Source organism: Allobosea sp. FG18, assembly GCF_057809495.1.
The window spans coordinates 38,486-55,576 of the sequence record NZ_JBMDKB010000001.1 but is presented as its reverse complement, the minus strand read 5'-3'; the positions used below and the strand labels follow the sequence as shown (position 1 = coordinate 55,576).

The following is a 17,091-nucleotide window of genomic DNA, read 5'->3' as shown; positions in this document are numbered from 1 at the left end:
AACGGCCTGTCGGGGCAATTGGCCGGAACATGCGGGATGGCTCATGCGACTGACGCGATTTTCCGATTATTCACTCAGGGTCCTGATGTATGCGGCAAGCCGGGATGAGCGCCTGATCACGATCGAGGAGACGGCCGCGACCTACCGGATTTCACGCGCGCATCTGACGAAGGTCTGCCATCAGCTCACCAGGGCCGGTTTCCTCCGGGCTGTCCGCGGTCGCTCCGGCGGACTTGCTCTGGCCAAAACGCCGTCCGAGATCTGGATCGGCGAGGTCCTGCGCCTGACGGAGCCGGATTTCGCGCTGGTCGAGTGCTTCGGCGGTGGCAAGGACTGCGTGATCGCGTCACGCTGCCGGCTTCAGGGCGTCCTTCATGAGGCGCTGGCCGCCTTCCTCGCCGCGATCGATCGCTACACCCTGGCCGATCTGATGCTGAACCCGGTGGATTTCGGCCTCGCGCCGGCGGCTTGAGGCGGGGCGTTGTGGCAACGCTCCGTGTGGCGCGCGGCAGGAAGGAGCGGCCATAAGATGCGACTGGTATTCGACCAAGCCTTCGGCCTCGACGAAGACAGCTTGCACGACGTCGTCGCGACGCTGAGCGAGCGGTTGCGTGCGCATCCCCGCCTGCGCCGCCCGCTCGACCGTGTCGTCGGCAACCGCTGGGCCGAATTCGAGCACGACCTCACGCATTTCATCGCGGCGCTGGGCGCACGCACTGGCGATCATGGCGGCGGCTTGGCGGCGCTGTTCGAGGCGTTTCCGGAACTGGCGCCCGAGCACGTCGTCGATGTGCGCGATCTCTTCGTCGAGACTGCGCTGGCAATCCTGCCTTTTCATGCTGCTGCTTCGCTGTCGGACCTGGCTGACAGCGTCTGTGATCTGACCTTGCGCGCGTTGCGTCCGCCGCCAAGCGAAACCAGCGCGATGCCGCTGGCCCGCCGTATCAGCGCGGCCGAGGACGCCCTGCGGATCGGTGTCGGTCTCGGATAGGCCGGGACGCGCGTTCACGCGATCTCCGCGGAACCACGCCGTCCATCCCGGGTTGTATGGGTCCGGAGCGTGTTGGCGGGAGACGCCGCGGCGCTCATGATCTCCGCCGGCTGCTGACAGGCGATAGCCCTCCCGCCAGCCGTTCTGGAGATCGAAGATGGGCGTTCGGGAACGAATCCGTGATCTCACCGGCCGAGCCATCATGCAGGTGATCGCCAAGCCTTCCAAAGCCTACGCGCCGTTCACGCCCTCCGACCCCGCGGCACTACGACGGAGCCTGCAACCGGGCGACGTCTTGCTGATCGAGGGAAACCAGCGCGTATCGACCGCAATCAAGTATATGACGCAGTCGACCTGGTCCCACGCCACCCTGTTCGTCGGCGACGCCCTGGCTGCCCGCGGCGAGGCTGATGACGGCGCCAAGCTGGTCGAAGTCGATCTGTCGGCGGGCTGCATCGCCGTGCCGCTGACCAAATACACACAATACACCACCCGCATCTGCCGCCCGGTCGGCTTGTCGAAGAAGGCCTGTTCCTTTCGGCAAGCCGGGTCCCAGATCTTCTGCGGCAGCACGACCGACGAGGCGAGCTGCTTTTTGCGATCCGGGTGTTTTCGACGCCATGACCGCAAACGTGATCCGATCTGCTGCAAAGGCGTTGAAGGCAGGCTTCAACGCAAGCCTGCCAACCTGCTGGGTGGCCTCGGATGGATAAGCTGCGACAGCGGCGTGTCGTCGTGAAGCAGGCTGCCCGGTCCTTGACACAGCGCAAATCCACCAGACATTCTGTAGTTTAGAATTATTCCAATTTATTGATTGATCGACGCCTGCTTGTCAGGTGACGGGCGGGTTTTATCGAACCGACGCCTTCGCCGACCAAGCATGATTGTTCAATCCTGCAACGCCTGTTCGAAAGCTGTGCCCATGCGCGCCCTTCACAAGGAAAACCATCTCATCGAACGCATAGGCTGGCTTCGGGCGGCGGTGCTGGGTGCGAATGACGGATTGATCTCGACTTCGAGTCTGATCGTCGGCGTCGCCGCCGCGACCGCAGCCTCGCATGAAATCCTCGTTGCCGGCGTGGCTGGGCTCGTGGCGGGAGCCATGTCGATGGCCGCGGGCGAATATGTGTCGGTCAGCTCGCAGGCCGATACCGAAGAAGCCGACATGGCACGCGAGCGTCATGAACTGGCGACACAGCCCGAGGCTGAACTGGCCGAGCTCGCCGCGATCTATGAGCAGCGCGGAGTGGCTCCGGAGCTGGCCCGGCAAGTCGCCAAACAAATGATGGCGAAGAATGCGTTCGAAGCGCATGCACGGGACGAACTCGGACTCGCGAGCCATGTGATGGCGAGGCCCGTCCAGGCCGCATTCACCTCGGCGGTGACGTTCGCAGCGGGTGCTGCTCTGCCGCTGATCGTCGCCGTGCTTGCTCCCGCTGGAACAGCGGCATGGACCGTATCCATAGCCTGCCTCATCGGCCTTGCGGTGCTTGGCGCGGTCGGTGCTCGAGCTGGCGGCGCCAGCATCTGGAAGCCCACCGTCCGGGTGGTGTTCTGGGGCGCCGTCGCGATGGCCTCGACCGCGATGATCGGCTCTCTCATCGGCCGGGCGGTGTGACGATGAAACGTCTGTCGTTCGATTTCGAGACTGTCATGTCCGGCCTGGCGATCCTGGGAATGATCCTGGCGGTCATTGGGACCTGGCCGCCGGCCGAAGGGATCTCCGCTCTGAGATGGCCCGGCCTTGTATTGGTTTATACTGCCGGCGGTATCCCCGCCGCCTGGAGTGCCCTGTCCGCGCTGTGGCGCGAGCACGTCCTCGACATAGACCTGCTGATGGTGGTCGCAGCCATAGCCGCTGCTGCCGTTGGAGCGCCGTTCGAGGGCGCCGTGCTACTGACGCTTTTCAGCGTGTCGACCACGCTTGAACACCAGGCTTTGGGGCGTGCACGCCGTGCCGTCGAGGCCCTGATGGCGTTACGCCCGGAAACAGCTTTCCGCAAAGGAGAGGATGGGACCACGGTGGAGGTTCCCGCTTCCGAGTTGGTCGTCGGCGATGTGGTGGTGCTGCGCCCGGGCGCACGCGTGCCGACCGACGGCGTGATCTTGCACGGCCGCGGCGGCATCGACGAGGCCAATATCACCGGCGAGTCCATGCCGGTCTCCAAGGAACCGGGGCAACAGGTCTTCGAGGCCACGGTCAATCTCGACGGGGTCCTGGACGTGACCGTCACCCGGACGGTCGGCGACAGCACGATCGCACGCATGATCCAGCTCGTGACCGAGGCTCAGGAAGCGAAGGCGCCGTCCGAGCGCTTCAGCGCATGGTTCGGCCAGCGTTATACCATCGCTGTCCTGCTGGGAGCCGGTCTCGCCTTCGCGGCCTTCTATTGGCTTGGCCGGGACTGGGAGCAGGCCCTTTACAGGGCCGCGACTCTTCTGGTCGCGGCCAGCCCCTGCGCGATCGTCATATCGGTTCCCGCCGCGATCCTGTCGGCCCTCTCCGCCGCGGCGCGAGGCGGCGTCCTGTTCAAAGGGGGCGGCGCGCTCGAAACCCTCGCCGCGGTCGATACCTTTGCCTTCGACAAGACCGGAACCCTGACCAATGGTCGAGCGGCGGTGACGTTCATCGTTGCCCTGGACGGAGAGGAACGCCGCTTTCTTTCTCTTCTGGCTGGGCTGGAAGCCCATTCGGAGCATCATGTCGCGGCGGCCATCCGCCGGCAGGCTGTTGCGAACGGCATCGAGCCGACGAAGGTCGTGGACGTCAGCTCCCGCCCGAGCGCCGGTATCATTGGCCACGACGCGTTTGGCCCGATATGGGCCGGGAACGCCCACCTCGCCGCCGAGATGGGCGCTTCCGTCGATGATCCCGCATTCCGTGAGCTCGCCGACAGTTCCCAGACCGTGGTTTACCTCGGGCGCGGCGCGACTGTTCTGGGTGCCGTCAGCGTCGCGGACGAAGCAAGAGCCAGTTCTGCTCCGGCGCTGGCTGCGCTTCGCGCCGGAGGCGTCAACCGCATCGTCATGATGACAGGTGACCGCAGGCCGGTGGCCTTGCGCATCGGTGCGGAACTTGGCCTTGCTCCCGATGAGGTTCATGCCGAGATGCTGCCGCAGGACAAGGTGCTCCAGGTCGGCGACCTCGCGCGTGATGGCAAGGTCGCCTTCGTCGGCGATGGCGTCAACGATGCCGCCGCATTGGCTCGTGCCGATGTCGGTATCGCGATGGGGGCAGCGGGGTCGGACGTCGCACTGCAGGCCGCCGACGTCGCCCTGCTGTCAGAAGACATGAAGAAGCTGGCAGATGCTCACCGTCTGGCACGCCGGACGGCTGCGATCATCCGGCAGAACCTCGTCGTCGCGATCGGCGCCATGCTGGTGCTGGTGACCGGCGGCCTGTTCTTCGATCTGCCGCTTCCGCTCGCGGTGATCGGACATGAGGGCGGTACCGTTCTGGTCGTGCTGAATGGTCTGCGCCTCCTGTCGGACGGAATACGCGGTGGTGATGGGAGTGCTCCCGCTCAACGCCAGCCCGATCCTCCGACCTCAGTGCGCCCAGAGTTCCCATCGCGGACAACATCGCCCACCGCATCGTGACGCAGCCTGGCAGCGAATGCGTGGGCGCCAGATCTTCTCCTGCCACGGAAACCCGCGAAAGATCGCACATGCTTACGATGACATCGCTCGGCGCGGCCGGAACCGTCACAGGATCAAAGCACCTCCTCACCTACGAGGGTCATCATGTCCTCATCGACTGCGGCCTGTTCCAGGGGCTCAAGAACCTGCGTGAACTGAACTGGGAGAAGCTCCCGGTCCAACCGGAGACGATCGAGGCCGTCATCCTGACGCATGCCCATCTTGATCACTCCGGATACCTGCCCCGGCTCGTCCGGGACGGCTTCCGCGGCAGGATCTACGCGACAGAGTCGACGCGGGACGTCGCCGAACTGATCCTGACGGATAGTGCCTTCCTGCAGGAGAAGGATGCCGAGTTCCTCAACCGGCACCATTTGTCGAAGCACACCCCCGCTTTACCCCTCTATGGCGTGCACGATGCACGGCGGGCTCTTGAACATATTTCGACCGTGCCATTCGACAAGACGATTACGCTGCCCAGCAGCCTGACGCTGCGTTTCCGCCACGCCGGCCATATTCTGGGCGCTGCGCATGCGGAGATCCACTGGGGAGGCCGCAGCCTGGTGTTTTCAGGCGATATCGGGCGCTACAACGATGCGTTGTTTCCAGATCCCGTATCGGGCGGAGAGCCCGACTACATCGTGATCGAATCCACCTATGGCGACCGGGTTCATCCGGCGGAGGATCCGGCCGAGGCGCTCGGTGCGATCGCCGAACGCACCGTGAAACGCGGCGGCACGCTCGTCATACCGGCCTTTGCCGTCGGCCGGGCACAGCAGCTTCTCTATTATTTCTGGAGACTGAAGCTGGCCGGGCGCCTCGCTTCCATCTCGATCTTCCTGGACAGCCCGATGGCAGCCGACGCAACCGAGATGATGTGCCGCCATCCGCACGACCATAAACTGGATCACGCGACATGCCGTGAAGCCTTCGGCATCGCCCAGTACGCCAACGATGTCGAAGCGTCGAAGGCGATCACGGCGAGCAGGTATCCGAAGATCGTCATCGCGGCCTCCGGCATGGCAACCGGAGGGCGCGTGTTGCACCATCTCAAGACATTTGGCCCCGATCCGAGATGCACGATCCTGCTTTCTGGTTTCCAGGCTCCCGGAACACGCGGGCGTACGCTGCAGCAGGGCGCGAAGGACCTGAAGATTCACGGGGATTGGGTGCCGATCAAGGCGGAGGTTGCACAGTTGGACATGCTGTCGGCCCATGCCGACAGCAACGAACTGATGCGTTGGCTTTCGGGATTCAAGCGCGCGCCGCGGCGTGTGTTCATTGTCCACGGGGAACCGGAAGCCTCCGAGGCGCTCCGCGTCCGGATCGAGCGCGAACTGGGCTGGCCGGGTGTCGTGCCACGGCAGGATCAGGAGTTCCGCCTGTGAATAGGAGCATCCACCGACGCCTGCCGTGACCCCGGTTGCGCTAGATCAAGAAAGATGCAGCACGAATAGCGTAAGAGGGACACAGATCTCTCGCAAAATCCGCCGAAACCCCTCCGGGTTCTGTGGAAGACTGAAATGGAGGACATGGATCTTGGTCGAAACCAGGGAACTCGCCCCAGCCTTCCGCCATGTGCGGCTGCTTCGCGCGCGCGACCAGGGTCATCCGGACGGAGACCGTGAGGAAGGCTACGATCTTCTGTTGCCGCTCGACCGGGAAGGCTTCCTCGATCCTCACGAATGGAAGAAATCCCAGGAATTCTGTCGCGTCCGGTATTTTCAGAAGGGCGAGACGGTCAGGGTCGGTCGGTTGCGGCGCAAGCCCGGCGGCCAATGGTATTTTGATTACGAGGAGGGTGACCGGGACATCGAGACCGGTTTCCGTCTGGGCGAGGAATGTTTCCGCCTCGGAGAATATGTCTCGGTCGGGCGGGGACACGAGTTTCACACTTATCAGGTCGCGCGCGTCGAAAAGCCCTGACGCCGGACCGCTGCTGTACAAAGGAGAGCAGAACCTTGTCCAATACCCCGCATACGCTTGGCGATGAGTTCCCGGAACAGATGGACGCTATTCATGCCCTCAAGGCGAAAAGCCCGGAATTTGCGCATATTCTGACGGAATACGATGAGGTCAATGACCGAATTCATCGCGCCGAGGCGCGTCTCGACGCCATTTCCGAAGAAGCTGAAGCGACGCTGCGCCGTCAGCGCCTCGCACTGAAGGACAGGATTACGGCCGCACTCGAAGGAATCTGATCGCAATGGTGTGGCCGCCGTAGCGGCCACACTTGCTCACACGCGGCTCCAGCACTGTCTGGACAGAACTCCCGTCTGGCTGCGCATTGCGAGCCGCGCGGTCGACAGCGCGGTGTCGGCGATCGCGGCGCCCGCCCCACAATCACTCCGGGCCAGCCACCCAGCGCGGGCCCAAGATGCTGGACAATGTGACCGCGACGACAGCCTGAGGAAATTGCCCCGGCAGCCGCCTTTCGAGCCTGGGTCCAAGCCGCCCGAGCGCCATGCCTCGATCGACGGTGCGGTGGCGGCGGCCATGGCGGTGCACTGCGCCTCTGCCGGCTCCGGCGGATCGATCTACAATGATGTTGAGGCCCGGCCGGGAGGCATGTTGACGGCCCGCTCCGCCGCGCTCTTCCTGCTCTCCGCCTCGCTCGGGCTCATCGTCAGGGTGTTGTCCGGAAGCCCGTACCCGTCTGGCAGTCACGCCGCCTTCAGGGCTTTCTCCACCGCATCCGGCGCTCGGTCGATCACCTTGAGAAACGCCTGTGCCGTGCGGTCCATCTGCCTCCGGCCCTGCTCCCAGTCCCGGAGCGTTGCGGCGCTGAGGCCGAACTTCTTCGCGAAGACGTCCTGAGACAGCCCGAGGCGCTTGCGGATGGCGACGACGTCAACCGCGTCCACCGTGATCGTGCGCATTGGCTTCGCCTTGCCCTGCGCAATCGCCAGCGCCTCATTAGCGCTCTCCAGCAGTTCCTCGCCGAACTTCGTCATGTCACTGGCCTCCTGTCTTCGCCCACGCCCTGCCGCCTTGGCCTGCCTCTCGAACACCGAAGTCAGCAGGACGCTATGCATGCGATCTTATACGGCATTGCCGTAGTATCATCCAGTACGATCAGCGGTATGGCTCGCAGCTTTCCAAGTCGTCTTCGTCGAATACGATTTCTGCCACGGCATAGGGCGGCCCCTGCCCCCTCGGCTCCCGCCTGGTTTCGGTTGAGCACGCCCTTCACAATCGCGTCGCCTTGTTTGCTGGCCTTCTCGACCCGATCCATGCGGATCGCGGTGACGATGCGCGTACCAACATCGGCGCAGCGCCAGACGCCGCCACCGCTTTGAAATTCAACACCAATCCTAAAGTCGACAAGCTTCATGTCTAGCGGCCCCCCGGATTGAGCAGCTCTTGCTGCACGACGTGTGTTCTTCCAGAACTGCCGCTTAATCCGTCGCAGAACTCCACACCGCGAGCGCGGGATGGGACACGCCCGGCGCGAGAAAGCATCGCTCTCCATCCCGCTCAAATCCCCGCCCGCCCATCTTGGCGATATTCATCCTGCTCTCTTCGCCGGCCAGCTCGGCATCCTGCCATAGCTCAACGAGAAGGCGCAGCGCCAACGCGACGAATGCAACCAGGCTCAAATGGCCGAAAATGCATATCGGCTCATGACAACCGGGTGGCGAAAAACAGGGCCACACCTGGCCCCCACAGGCGCCACAAGCGAGGAGCGACAATGATCAGGCGGCGCCGCAGGGCTTTAACCTCAGACCCTGCCGTTCGCCGCGTGGTCGCCCTTGGGCTCGGAAAACCAGCACGATCCGGTCGAAATGGGCTACTCGAACTCATCCTTGGTCTTGGCGCGGTAGGGGTTGCAGGCCCTGGGATGGAAGCCATAATGCCGCGCGATGTCGACGAGGGCGCGATTGTAGATGATGCCGCCGATCTCGGCCTTGCCGATCACGGCGGTCTTCATCCGATCGTAGAGCACTTCGTTGGGAGAGCCGCCCAACGCCTCGAAGGCGGCGACGTGGCAGCGCAGCACCGTCGGCAGGTCCTGATGGACGACGAAGCGTGCCCAGATCAATCGACTGAACTCGAGCACCATGGAGAACAGCCAGACGATCCTCGGCGTCGTCGGCTCGTCGGTGAAGACGACCGGGAACTGGGCGAAATCGACCTGAGCCTGTTCCCCGGGCGGCGTCACGAAGCGCACCTCGAAACCCTGATCGGCAGCGGCGGACATGGCATATCTCCTGAACCTGTCTCGCGCGACCGATGCTCAGCCGCCGGATTTGGCCGGAGCTGGCGCCTTGTCAGGATTGGACACCGGCGATGGAACTCCTCCGGCCTCGCTTTTGCGGAATTGATTGACCACATCGCCCGTCGATTCGTTCAAGCAGACCGTCTGGAAGATCGAATATCCCCTGGGGCAGACGTCCTGGGGCCCCTGTGCGAAAGAGAGGTCCGGCGCCGACAGGAGGCTGAGCAGGCAGGTTGCGATAAGGCTGGCTTTTCCGGAGCACCGAAACGTGCCGTGGGCGTTTAATGCGGAGACCATAATCGTTTCCCTTCTTGACGGTGTTGATGCCGGAATGGCCGGCCGCCTGCGCCTCGTGCAGTAGTGTCGGCCGGCCTTGGAAAAATCAGTTGAGCGCCGCCGCGACCCTGGCGATCCCCGCCTTGGCGCAGATTTCGTCCTTGTCGCCACCAGGCGCGCCGGAGACCCCGACTGCGCCGATCGTCTCGGTGCCGACCTTGATCGGCACGCCACCGCCGATCGCGATGACGCCCGGAATCTGGCGCAGCGCCGCGGCATCGCCGCTGGCCGTCGCCGCGGCGAACTCCAGCGAGGTCTGGTTGCGGGTCCGGGCCGTGTAGGCCTTCATGCGGGCGAACTCGATGGTGTGCGGCGCAGTACCGTCGCCGCGCAGCGCCGCAGCGAGCTGCCCCGCCTTGTCGACGACGACCACGGAAACCCGGAACGAGGTCTTGGCGCATTCCTCGACTGCACCGACGATGATGGCCTGCGCCATCGCCATCGAGACGTTCTTTTCAACTTGAGGCGCTTGCGCATGGGCTGCCATCGGCAGACAAAATGCAGCGAATGCGACCAACGATGTCGTCTTCATGGGACAGGCTCCGGCAGGCGCCGTTCGGCGCTTGGGGTTGCGGGTTCGGAGGCAGGATTGGACGCCTCGAATTCAGTCGAGGCCCCATTTCGTCTTGATCGCAGCGACGGTGCCGGCCGCCTCCAGCTTGGACAGCGAGCGGTCGATCTTCATCAGCAGGTCGGCATCACCCTTACGCACCGCAAAGGCGAGTTGACCGACGAGGATGGGCTGATAGCTCGCGACCGTCCGCAGTCCTGTGTCCCCGCTCATCCGCAGCAGGAAATTGGCCTGCAAGCCGTTCTCGATGATCCCCTCGACGCTGCCAGCCTGGAGCTTGGCGATCGATTCCGGCGGCGTGGCCGAAAGTGAGATGTCGGCACCAGCCTCCTCAAGCGGCTTGACATAGGAGCTGCCGCGCGATGCCGCGATCTTCATCCCCTTGAGGTCGGTGACAGACTTGAAGGCAGCGGTGTTCGAGGCCTTTACGATCAGGACATCGCGATAACTGCCATAGGGATGCGTGAAATCGACGATCTTCTGACGCTCGGGCGTGATGCCGAAAGATCCCGCAATGGCATCGATCCTCCGCTCGATCAGCGCCTGCTGCAATTCACCGAACGGCATCGCCTGGAACTGCAGGCTGAGGCCGGCATCGGCGCTGACCGCCTGCATGATCTCGACGGCGAACCCCTCTGGCGCCTTGGTCTCCTGGTTCAGGCCGGATGCCGGTTGGCCGGCTGGCGTGATGCCGACCTTGACCAAGGTCTGCGCCTGGGCGGCCGGTATCGCGGTCCAGAGGCTTGCGACGAGAGCGCCTGCGATCCCGATTTTCATGATGTCGTCCTCGCTTGCTGGAGCAGATGCCCCGATCGCCAGGACGATAGGCGCCGGCATCGAGCCGCGACATTATCCGCAGGTGCCACCTGCGAGCTCCTCGCGGGAGCGTGGGCCAACAAGCAAATATTTGTCTTTACAGGAGAATTTTTCAAACCGACGCAGCAACGCTGGTGCCAGCACTTCGGTATCAGCCGCTAGGCATCGGCCCTCCGCTACGGCATTCTTGTCGTTCTTGGGGGAGGTCGACATGCGCAATCGACGCGAACTTTTGATCATGACAGCTTGTGCAGCTGCCTCTCGCAGCCTCGCGGCGACGCCAGGCCGGATCAGGCGCATCGGCTGGCTGACGGCCCAGCTGGCGGCAAGCCTCTCGCCCTATCTCGACGCACTGCGCGAGGGGCTCGTGGAGCAGAAGCTTGTTCCCGGGGAAAGCATCGAAATCCTCTATCGCTACGGCGACGACAGGATGGAGCGTGTTCCCGCCTTGGCGCGTGAGCTCGTCGAGAGTGGCGTCGAGCTCCTGATCGTGCAGGGTGCCGCGATCCCGGACGTGCTCAAGCTCGGATTACCCGTCCCGATCATTTTCGTCACGAGCGCCGATCCGATCTCCGCCGGCTTCGCGAAAAGCCTCTCCCAGCCTTCCGGCAATTGCACCGGCGTCACCTTCATGGCTTTCGAACTGCTCGGGAAGCGGCTGGAACTGCTGAAGGAGATCATCCCGAAACTGAATCGCGTCGCCGTGCTCGGCAACCCGCGTCACGCGGGCTCGGATATAGAGCGCGCCTCCTCCGAAGAAGCCGGGCATCGCCTCGGGATCGCGATCGACTTTATCGCCACGCCGAACAGCGACGCGGTGCTGGCGGCGCGGGCCGATCTCGCGCGTCTTCGGCCGGACGCGATCTCGCTATTGCCCGACGGTTTCGCCATTGCGCATCGCAAGGCGATCATGGCGGTCGCGAACGAGGAACGCATTCCCGTCATCTCCGGCTGGCCGGTCTTCGCCCAGGCCGGCGCGCTCTGTACCTACGGCCCGCGATTGTCACTGATCTACCGTCGCGTCGCGTTTTTCGTGGCGCGAATCCTCGCCGGCGCCAAGCCAGGCGACCTGCCGGTGGAGCGCCCGACGCAGTTCGAACTCATCCTGAACCAGACGGCAGCACGCTCCTTCAACCTAGCCTTTTCGCGCGCGATTCTGGCCCGCGCTGACGAGGTGATCGAGTGAGGCCAGCCAGTCGGCGCAGCTTGGCTCATCCCGGACATTTTATCCGGAGGTTGGGGCGTCGATTGTCGATGAAGGTCGCCGCAGCGATCGCGGGCGTCGCGGCGCTCGTGCTCGTCTGCGCCGGCGGCATGAGCTTGTGGCTTATCCTCGGCGCCCAGATGAGGACAGTGACAGCGCTGCATCAGTTGCAGGCCGCGACGGCGGCCGAACGCATCCTGCGTTTCGTCGACGAGCTCGAAGCGCATCTGCGCTGGCTGATCGCGCCGTCCTGGTCGAGCACGAACGAGGATGATCGGCGGATTGATGCGCTGCGAACCTTGCGGGGCCTGGCGCCGGTCAGCACGCTGCGGCTACTCGATCCGCAAGGCCTGGAGCAGCTGCGCGTGTCGCGCCTGGGGCCGGATGTCGTCGCCTCGGGTGCCGATCTCGGTCGGACGGATGGCTATCTCGCCGCGCGCCGAGAGGGGCGCCATGTCGGCCCGGTCTATTTCCAGGACGGCTCGGAGCCCTACGTCACTATCTATCTCGGCGGCGCCTCTGCCCGGCAAGGCAGCGTGGTTGCGGACGTCAATCTCAAGCTGATCTGGGACATCGTCGCGGCAAGCCGCATCGGCGAGGCCGGCCGCATGCTGCTGGTGGACGATGCGGGGCGCCTGATCTCGCATCCCGATATCAGTCTCGTCCTGCGGCGCGCCGACGTCTCGGCCCTGCCGCAGGTCCGGGCGGCATTGGCATCGTCGCGATCCGGCGGGGGAACGGTGCTCGTCGCGGGCCGCGATCTCGACGGGCAGGAGATCCTGTCGGCGCATGCCCGTTTGCCGTCGCTCGGCTGGAGCGTCATCACCGAACTGCCGCGGGCCGAGGTGCTGGCGCCCATTTATGCCTCCATCCGCCTGTCGCTCGTCGCCTTGCTGGGTGGGCTCGTGGCGGCGGTCGTCTGCGGCGTCCTGATCGCGCGGCACATGATCCGGCCGATCGAGACGCTGACGGCCGGCGCGGCCCGGATCGGCGCAGGAGCCCTCGACCACCGGATCGCGATCGCGCGCTCCGACGAATTCGCGGAGCTCGGCGAGCGCTTCAACGAGATGGCCGACAGCCTCCAGGCCGAGCGGGCGACGCTCGAGCACAAGGTTGCGCAGAGGACGCAAGAACTGGCGCGCGCCAATCAGGCCAAGTCCCGGTTCCTGGCCAGCGCCAGCCACGACCTGCGCCAACCTCTGCATGCCTTGAGCCTCTTCATCGACGAATTGCATGCCAATCCGACAAGAGACCGGCGGGTGCGCCTTAACGGCAAGCTCGCCGAAGCCGTCGGCAGCCTCAACAGCATGTTCGACGCGATCTTGGATACCTCGAAGATCGAGGCAGGCGCGATCAAGCCAGTCCTGTCCCGCTTTCCTGTCGCCCCGCTCTGCGAGGGCCTGCGAGTGCTCTTCGTGCCGGCTGCCGCGGCCAAGGGCCTGGATTTGGAGATCGGCAGCAGCACGCTCTGGGTCGAGAGCGATGCCTTGCTCCTGCAACGCATCGTACAGAATCTGATGGCGAATGCGATCCGCTACACCGACAAGGGCAGCGTCGCGCTTTCTTGCAGCGAAAGCGACGGCCTGCTGTCGATCGCGGTCACGGATACCGGCCCTGGTGTTCCCGCAGCGATGCAGTCCGACATCTTCGGAGAGTTTTTCCGAGCGCCGACAACCGGCCAAAGCGGCGAGCGCGGACTCGGGCTCGGGCTCTTCATCGTCGCAAGCTTCGCGCGCCTGCTGAACCACCCGATCAGCCTGGTTTCGGCGCCAGGTCGAGGCTCTACCTTCGCGATACGGGTGCCCGTGGCCCCGCCGATCGCCGAGCCTTTCCCGATGGCCGATCTCCAGCGCCATGCCTACTTCGGTCAGGGGCGTCATGCAGCGGTGCTTGGCGACAATCCGGCCGCGCGGAACGCGACCGCTGTCCTGCTCCGTTCATGGGGCTTCGAGGTTTGGAACGCAGTATCGCCGGCCGAACTGGACGATACCCCCATCGATCTCCTCGTCGCTGACCACGACGACATCGTCACAGGCGGCGGGATCGCGGCCATTACGGCGATGCGGAAACGGCGGCCCGGTTTGCGGATCATCTTGCTCAGTGGGCAGCCGGAAGCTCTGCAGCAGCGTGATTCCGGTGCCGCTGCCGATGTGTTGCGCAAACCCGTGCTGCCGATTGCCCTGCGCGCCGCCATCACAAAGGTGATGGCCGGGTCATGACAAGAGACGGCATGCTCAGGCGATATCCGGCAATTGCCAACCGTAGCGGGCGATCGCGAGTGCCGCTTCGGTGCGATTTCTGACCTGAAGCGCCCGCATCAGCGCGGTGACATGATGTTTCACCGTGACTTCGGCGATCGAGAGCGTGCGGGCGATCGCCTTGTTGCTGCGGCCACGCATCAGCAACGCCAGTACATCGAGTTGCCTCCCCGTGAGGCCGAGCTCGGCCGGCGTCGGAGACCGCTCCGACACCGCCGGGGGCACATCCTTCGGCCGGGACGGCCAGGCTTCCGGCGGGATATAGATACCGCCGGCCAGAACGAGGCCGAGCGCACCGACCATGACCGAGCGGGGCGCCGATTTCGGAATGAAGCCGACGGCGCCGGCATCGAGCGCCGCGGCCATCACATCGGATTCCGTGCTGCTCGACAGGACGACCACCGCCGTCGCCGGGAGGCGCGCGCGGATTGTCTTCAGGAGCTGGAGACCATCGCCGTCCGGCAGGCCGAGATCGAGGATGACGAGCTGGGTCTCGGGATTGCTTTCGGCAAGCTCCATGGCCTTACGGGCGGAGTCCGCCTCGTCGATGACAGCACACGCCATGATCTCGGCCAGGATGGCGCGAAGTGCGTCGCGAATAAGGGCATGGTCATCGACAAGAAGGATTTGCATGACAGGGCACAAATTGCCCTAGCTGAGCCGCAACGACAATCGTGCCAACTGCCCGTCGCTTTCCGTCTGCTGATCTCGCCTAAGTCCGGCGAGTTGGCAAGCAGGGCACGTTGCTTTTCCGGGTTTCGCAACTGTCCGCGCAGTCATGGCGGGGATGAAGACCTTCGGGGCGGGAGGCTTGTTGCCGAGCGAACCATGCGGGCGCAGCGTGTTGAAGTGCCGTCGCCAGCTTTCGACGACGATCTTCGCCTCCGCGAGGGTGTAGAAGATCGCTCCATCGAGGAGTTCGTCGCGCAACCGGGTATTGAACGACTCGATGAAGCCGTTCTCCCGGGGACTGCCGGGCGCGATGTAAGCCGTCTTGGCGCCGACCGCGCCGATCCATCCCTGCACGGCCTTGGCGACGAACTCGGGGCCGTTGTCTGACCGAACATGTCCCGGCACGCCGCGCAGGATGAACAGGTCCGAGAGCACGTCGCGGCGATTGAGCGACGCGCTACACCGACCTCGCGGCCCGACGCGTTTGGAACGGCCCGTGTGGAATCTCCGGCGGGGCAAAACTGTCGGAACTGGCCCGATCCCAGCGGCTGTACCAATCGGCGAGTTCCGGAAACTCGTTTCCACCCAACAGGAAGCCTTCCGGCAGATAGGGGAAAGCCTCGTTGCCATCCAGGAATTCGTTGTCCTTCTGCCTGAACATGAAGTGATAGGGCATGAAGTCGCTGGGATGGCTGAGGCCCGCCGCCCCCGCGATTTCGCCGAGCGCGTGCATGGTGTTGCGATGAAAGCGCGCGACGCGGTCACTCTTGTCACCGATATCGATGGCGCTCTGGCGCCGCTGGTCCTGTGTCGCGATACCGACCGGGCAACGATTGGTGTGGCAAGACTGGGCCTGGATGCAACCGATCGCAAACATGAAGCCGCGCGCCGCGTTGCACCAGTCTGCCCCGAGCGCCAGCGTGCGGGCGATGTCGAACGCTGACACGATCTTGCCAGCTGCCCCGATCTTGACCTGTTCGCGGATGCCGGCGCCTCGCAGCGTGTTGTGGACGAACGTCAGCCCTTCCAGCATCGGCATGCCCACGCGGTTGGCGAATTCGACGGGAGCGGCGCCCGTGCCACCCTCCGCACCGTCGACGACGATGAAATCAGGTACGACGCCGGTGTTGAGCATGGCCTTGACCATGCTCATGAATTCGCGGCGATGGCCGATGCAAAGCTTGAAGCCGACCGGCTTGCCGCCGGAAAGCTCCCGCAATTCACCGACGAATTGCATCAACCCGGCCGGGGTGGAAAAGGTGCTGTGGGCCACGGGCGATAGGCAGTCCACGCCCATCGCAATGCCTCGCGCCTCCGCGATCTCGGGTGAGATCTTGGAAGCCGGCAGCATGCCACCATGGCCCGGTTTGGCGCCTTGGCTGAGTTTGATTTCGATCATCTTGATCTGCGGATCAGCAGCCAGTTCCGCAAATCGCTCGGGAGAGAAGCTTCCATCCTCGTTGCGGCAGCCGAAATAGCCCGACGCCACTTGGAAAATCAGGTCCCCGCCGCCTTGCCGGTGATACCGGCTGATGCTGCCTTCGCCGGTATCGTGTGCGAAGCCGCCCTTCCGCGCGCCGGTGTTGAGCGCCAGAATGGCATTGGCGGAGAGCGCTCCGAAACTCATGGCCGAGATGTTGTAGATGCTGGCCTCGTAGGGATGCCTGCAGGCAGGCCCGCCGATCCGGACGCGAAAATCGGTGTCGACGATGGCCGTCGGCGAAGCCGAATGAGTCAACCACGCATAGCCGGAGCCGTAGACATTCTCGGAGGTGCCAAAAGGCAGCTTGTCCTCATCGCCCTTGGCGCGCCGGTAGACCAGTGCGCGATCCTGCCGGCTGAATGGAACTTCGTCATGGTCGCTTTCGATGATGTATTGCCTGATTTCCGGCCGGATGCTCTCCATCAGGAAGCGCAGATGTCCGATCACGGGGTAGTTGCGCAGAATCGAGTGCTTGCGCTGGCGCATATCATGAACGCCCAGAAGGACCAGAGCGCCCGCAAGCGCCGTCGGGATGAGCAACCACCCGCTGTGGAAGAGCCCTCCGACAAGCGAAGCGGCAAAAGCGAGCACGGCTAGGAGAAATGCCGCATAGCGTTGATTCAGCAGAGCATTTTTTAGCATGATATCCTGGAGCAAAGCCTGGCCGATATACGTTGAACGCGAGGAATACGGGGCATCCTGAAGCGACGGCAGCAACCGGTTCTGGACGATCTCATCGAGAATGCGGCCCGCCCGAACGACTTGGCAGGTCTATGAACAGCCTCCCCTGAGTTTTCAAGGACACCCCCTCCTGGTTCAGCCAGCTTCGGGTTCAGGAGCCTGCTCAGATTGCTCAGCAGAAGCCGAGGCGTCGCCCCCGGCGACATCGTCCGGCGTTTAGA

The 17,091-nt window shown here is 64.1% G+C and carries 16 protein-coding genes and 2 pseudogenes; 10 read left to right on the top strand and 8 right to left on the bottom strand.

Going from position 1 to position 17,091, the window contains the following annotated elements; translation table 11 throughout:
- The first annotated feature begins 43 nt into the window (after positions 1-43).
- From ACODTJ_RS00250 to ACODTJ_RS00215, 8 genes are all read left to right on the top strand, one after another.
- A complete protein-coding gene (locus ACODTJ_RS00250; protein ID WP_488847260.1) occupies positions 44-472 on the top strand; it encodes an RrF2 family transcriptional regulator in 429 nt (142 codons plus the stop codon).
- Positions 473-529: 57 nt separating this feature from the next.
- Complete coding sequence (locus tag ACODTJ_RS00245) at positions 530-991, top strand: hypothetical protein (protein WP_488847258.1); 462 nt, start codon at positions 530-532, stop codon at positions 989-991.
- Between the two features lie 157 nt (positions 992-1,148).
- Entirely contained in the window at positions 1,149-1,730 is a 582-nt protein-coding gene (locus ACODTJ_RS00240; RefSeq protein WP_454658247.1) for a hypothetical protein, read from the top strand.
- A 183-nt stretch (positions 1,731-1,913) separates the two neighbouring features.
- On the top strand, positions 1,914-2,609 hold the full coding sequence (locus ACODTJ_RS00235) for a VIT1/CCC1 transporter family protein (RefSeq protein ID WP_454659048.1): 696 nt from the start codon (positions 1,914-1,916) through the stop codon (positions 2,607-2,609).
- Between the two features lie 2 nt (positions 2,610-2,611).
- Complete coding sequence (locus tag ACODTJ_RS00230; protein ID WP_454658248.1) at positions 2,612-4,591, top strand: heavy metal translocating P-type ATPase; 1,980 nt, start codon at positions 2,612-2,614, stop codon at positions 4,589-4,591.
- 68 nt (positions 4,592-4,659) lie between these two features.
- Positions 4,660-6,018: an MBL fold metallo-hydrolase RNA specificity domain-containing protein gene (locus ACODTJ_RS00225; protein ID WP_488847253.1), complete on the top strand. Its 1,359-nt coding sequence runs from the start codon at positions 4,660-4,662 to the stop codon at positions 6,016-6,018.
- 151 nt (positions 6,019-6,169) lie between these two features.
- Positions 6,170-6,556, top strand: a complete 387-nt coding sequence (locus ACODTJ_RS00220) for a hypothetical protein (protein WP_454658250.1) — start codon at positions 6,170-6,172, stop codon at positions 6,554-6,556.
- 35 nt (positions 6,557-6,591) lie between these two features.
- Positions 6,592-6,831: an HP1242/YdcH family protein gene (locus tag ACODTJ_RS00215; RefSeq protein ID WP_454658251.1), complete on the top strand. Its 240-nt coding sequence runs from the start codon at positions 6,592-6,594 to the stop codon at positions 6,829-6,831.
- Between the two features lie 462 nt (positions 6,832-7,293).
- Here ACODTJ_RS00215 and ACODTJ_RS00210 read toward each other — a convergent pair whose 3' ends face one another.
- The 5 genes and pseudogenes from ACODTJ_RS00210 to ACODTJ_RS00190 form a co-directional block, all read right to left on the bottom strand.
- Positions 7,294-7,584, bottom strand: coding sequence for a helix-turn-helix domain-containing protein (locus ACODTJ_RS00210; RefSeq protein WP_454658252.1), 291 nt, complete (start codon positions 7,582-7,584; stop codon positions 7,294-7,296).
- Between the two features lie 62 nt (positions 7,585-7,646).
- The gene (locus ACODTJ_RS00205) at positions 7,647-7,964 is read right to left on the bottom strand and encodes a hypothetical protein (protein ID WP_454658253.1); all 318 of its coding nucleotides are present in this window, start codon (positions 7,962-7,964) and stop codon (positions 7,647-7,649) included.
- 459 nt (positions 7,965-8,423) lie between these two features.
- Positions 8,424-8,813: pseudogene (locus ACODTJ_RS00200) on the bottom strand (DDE-type integrase/transposase/recombinase); the annotation flags it as partial.
- A 418-nt stretch (positions 8,814-9,231) separates the two neighbouring features.
- Complete coding sequence (locus tag ACODTJ_RS00195) at positions 9,232-9,717, bottom strand: GlcG/HbpS family heme-binding protein (RefSeq protein ID WP_488847248.1); 486 nt, start codon at positions 9,715-9,717, stop codon at positions 9,232-9,234.
- A 72-nt stretch (positions 9,718-9,789) separates the two neighbouring features.
- Positions 9,790-10,533 (bottom strand): substrate-binding periplasmic protein, encoded by a 744-nt coding sequence (locus tag ACODTJ_RS00190; RefSeq protein ID WP_454658255.1) that lies wholly within the window; start codon positions 10,531-10,533, stop codon positions 9,790-9,792.
- 277 nt (positions 10,534-10,810) lie between these two features.
- Between ACODTJ_RS00190 and ACODTJ_RS00185 the strand changes: the two genes are divergently transcribed.
- Positions 10,811-11,758, top strand: coding sequence for an ABC transporter substrate-binding protein (locus ACODTJ_RS00185; RefSeq protein WP_454658256.1), 948 nt, complete (start codon positions 10,811-10,813; stop codon positions 11,756-11,758).
- 68 nt (positions 11,759-11,826) lie between these two features.
- Positions 11,827-13,995 (top strand): sensor histidine kinase, encoded by a 2,169-nt coding sequence (locus ACODTJ_RS00180; RefSeq protein WP_454658257.1) that lies wholly within the window; start codon positions 11,827-11,829, stop codon positions 13,993-13,995.
- 15 nt (positions 13,996-14,010) lie between these two features.
- On the opposite strand, the gene ACODTJ_RS00175 is transcribed toward ACODTJ_RS00180, so the two are convergent.
- The 3 genes and pseudogenes from ACODTJ_RS00175 to ACODTJ_RS00165 all read right to left on the bottom strand — a co-directional run bounded on the left by ACODTJ_RS00175 (position 14,011) and on the right by ACODTJ_RS00165 (position 16,831).
- A complete protein-coding gene (locus ACODTJ_RS00175; RefSeq protein ID WP_454658258.1) occupies positions 14,011-14,667 on the bottom strand; it encodes a response regulator in 657 nt (218 codons plus the stop codon).
- Between the two features lie 18 nt (positions 14,668-14,685).
- A pseudogene (locus ACODTJ_RS00170) lies at positions 14,686-15,144 on the bottom strand (integrase core domain-containing protein); the annotation flags it as partial.
- Positions 15,145-15,163: 19 nt separating this feature from the next.
- A complete protein-coding gene (locus ACODTJ_RS00165; RefSeq protein ID WP_454658259.1) occupies positions 15,164-16,831 on the bottom strand; it encodes an FMN-binding glutamate synthase family protein in 1,668 nt (555 codons plus the stop codon).
- Between the last annotated feature and the right edge of the window lie 260 nt (positions 16,832-17,091).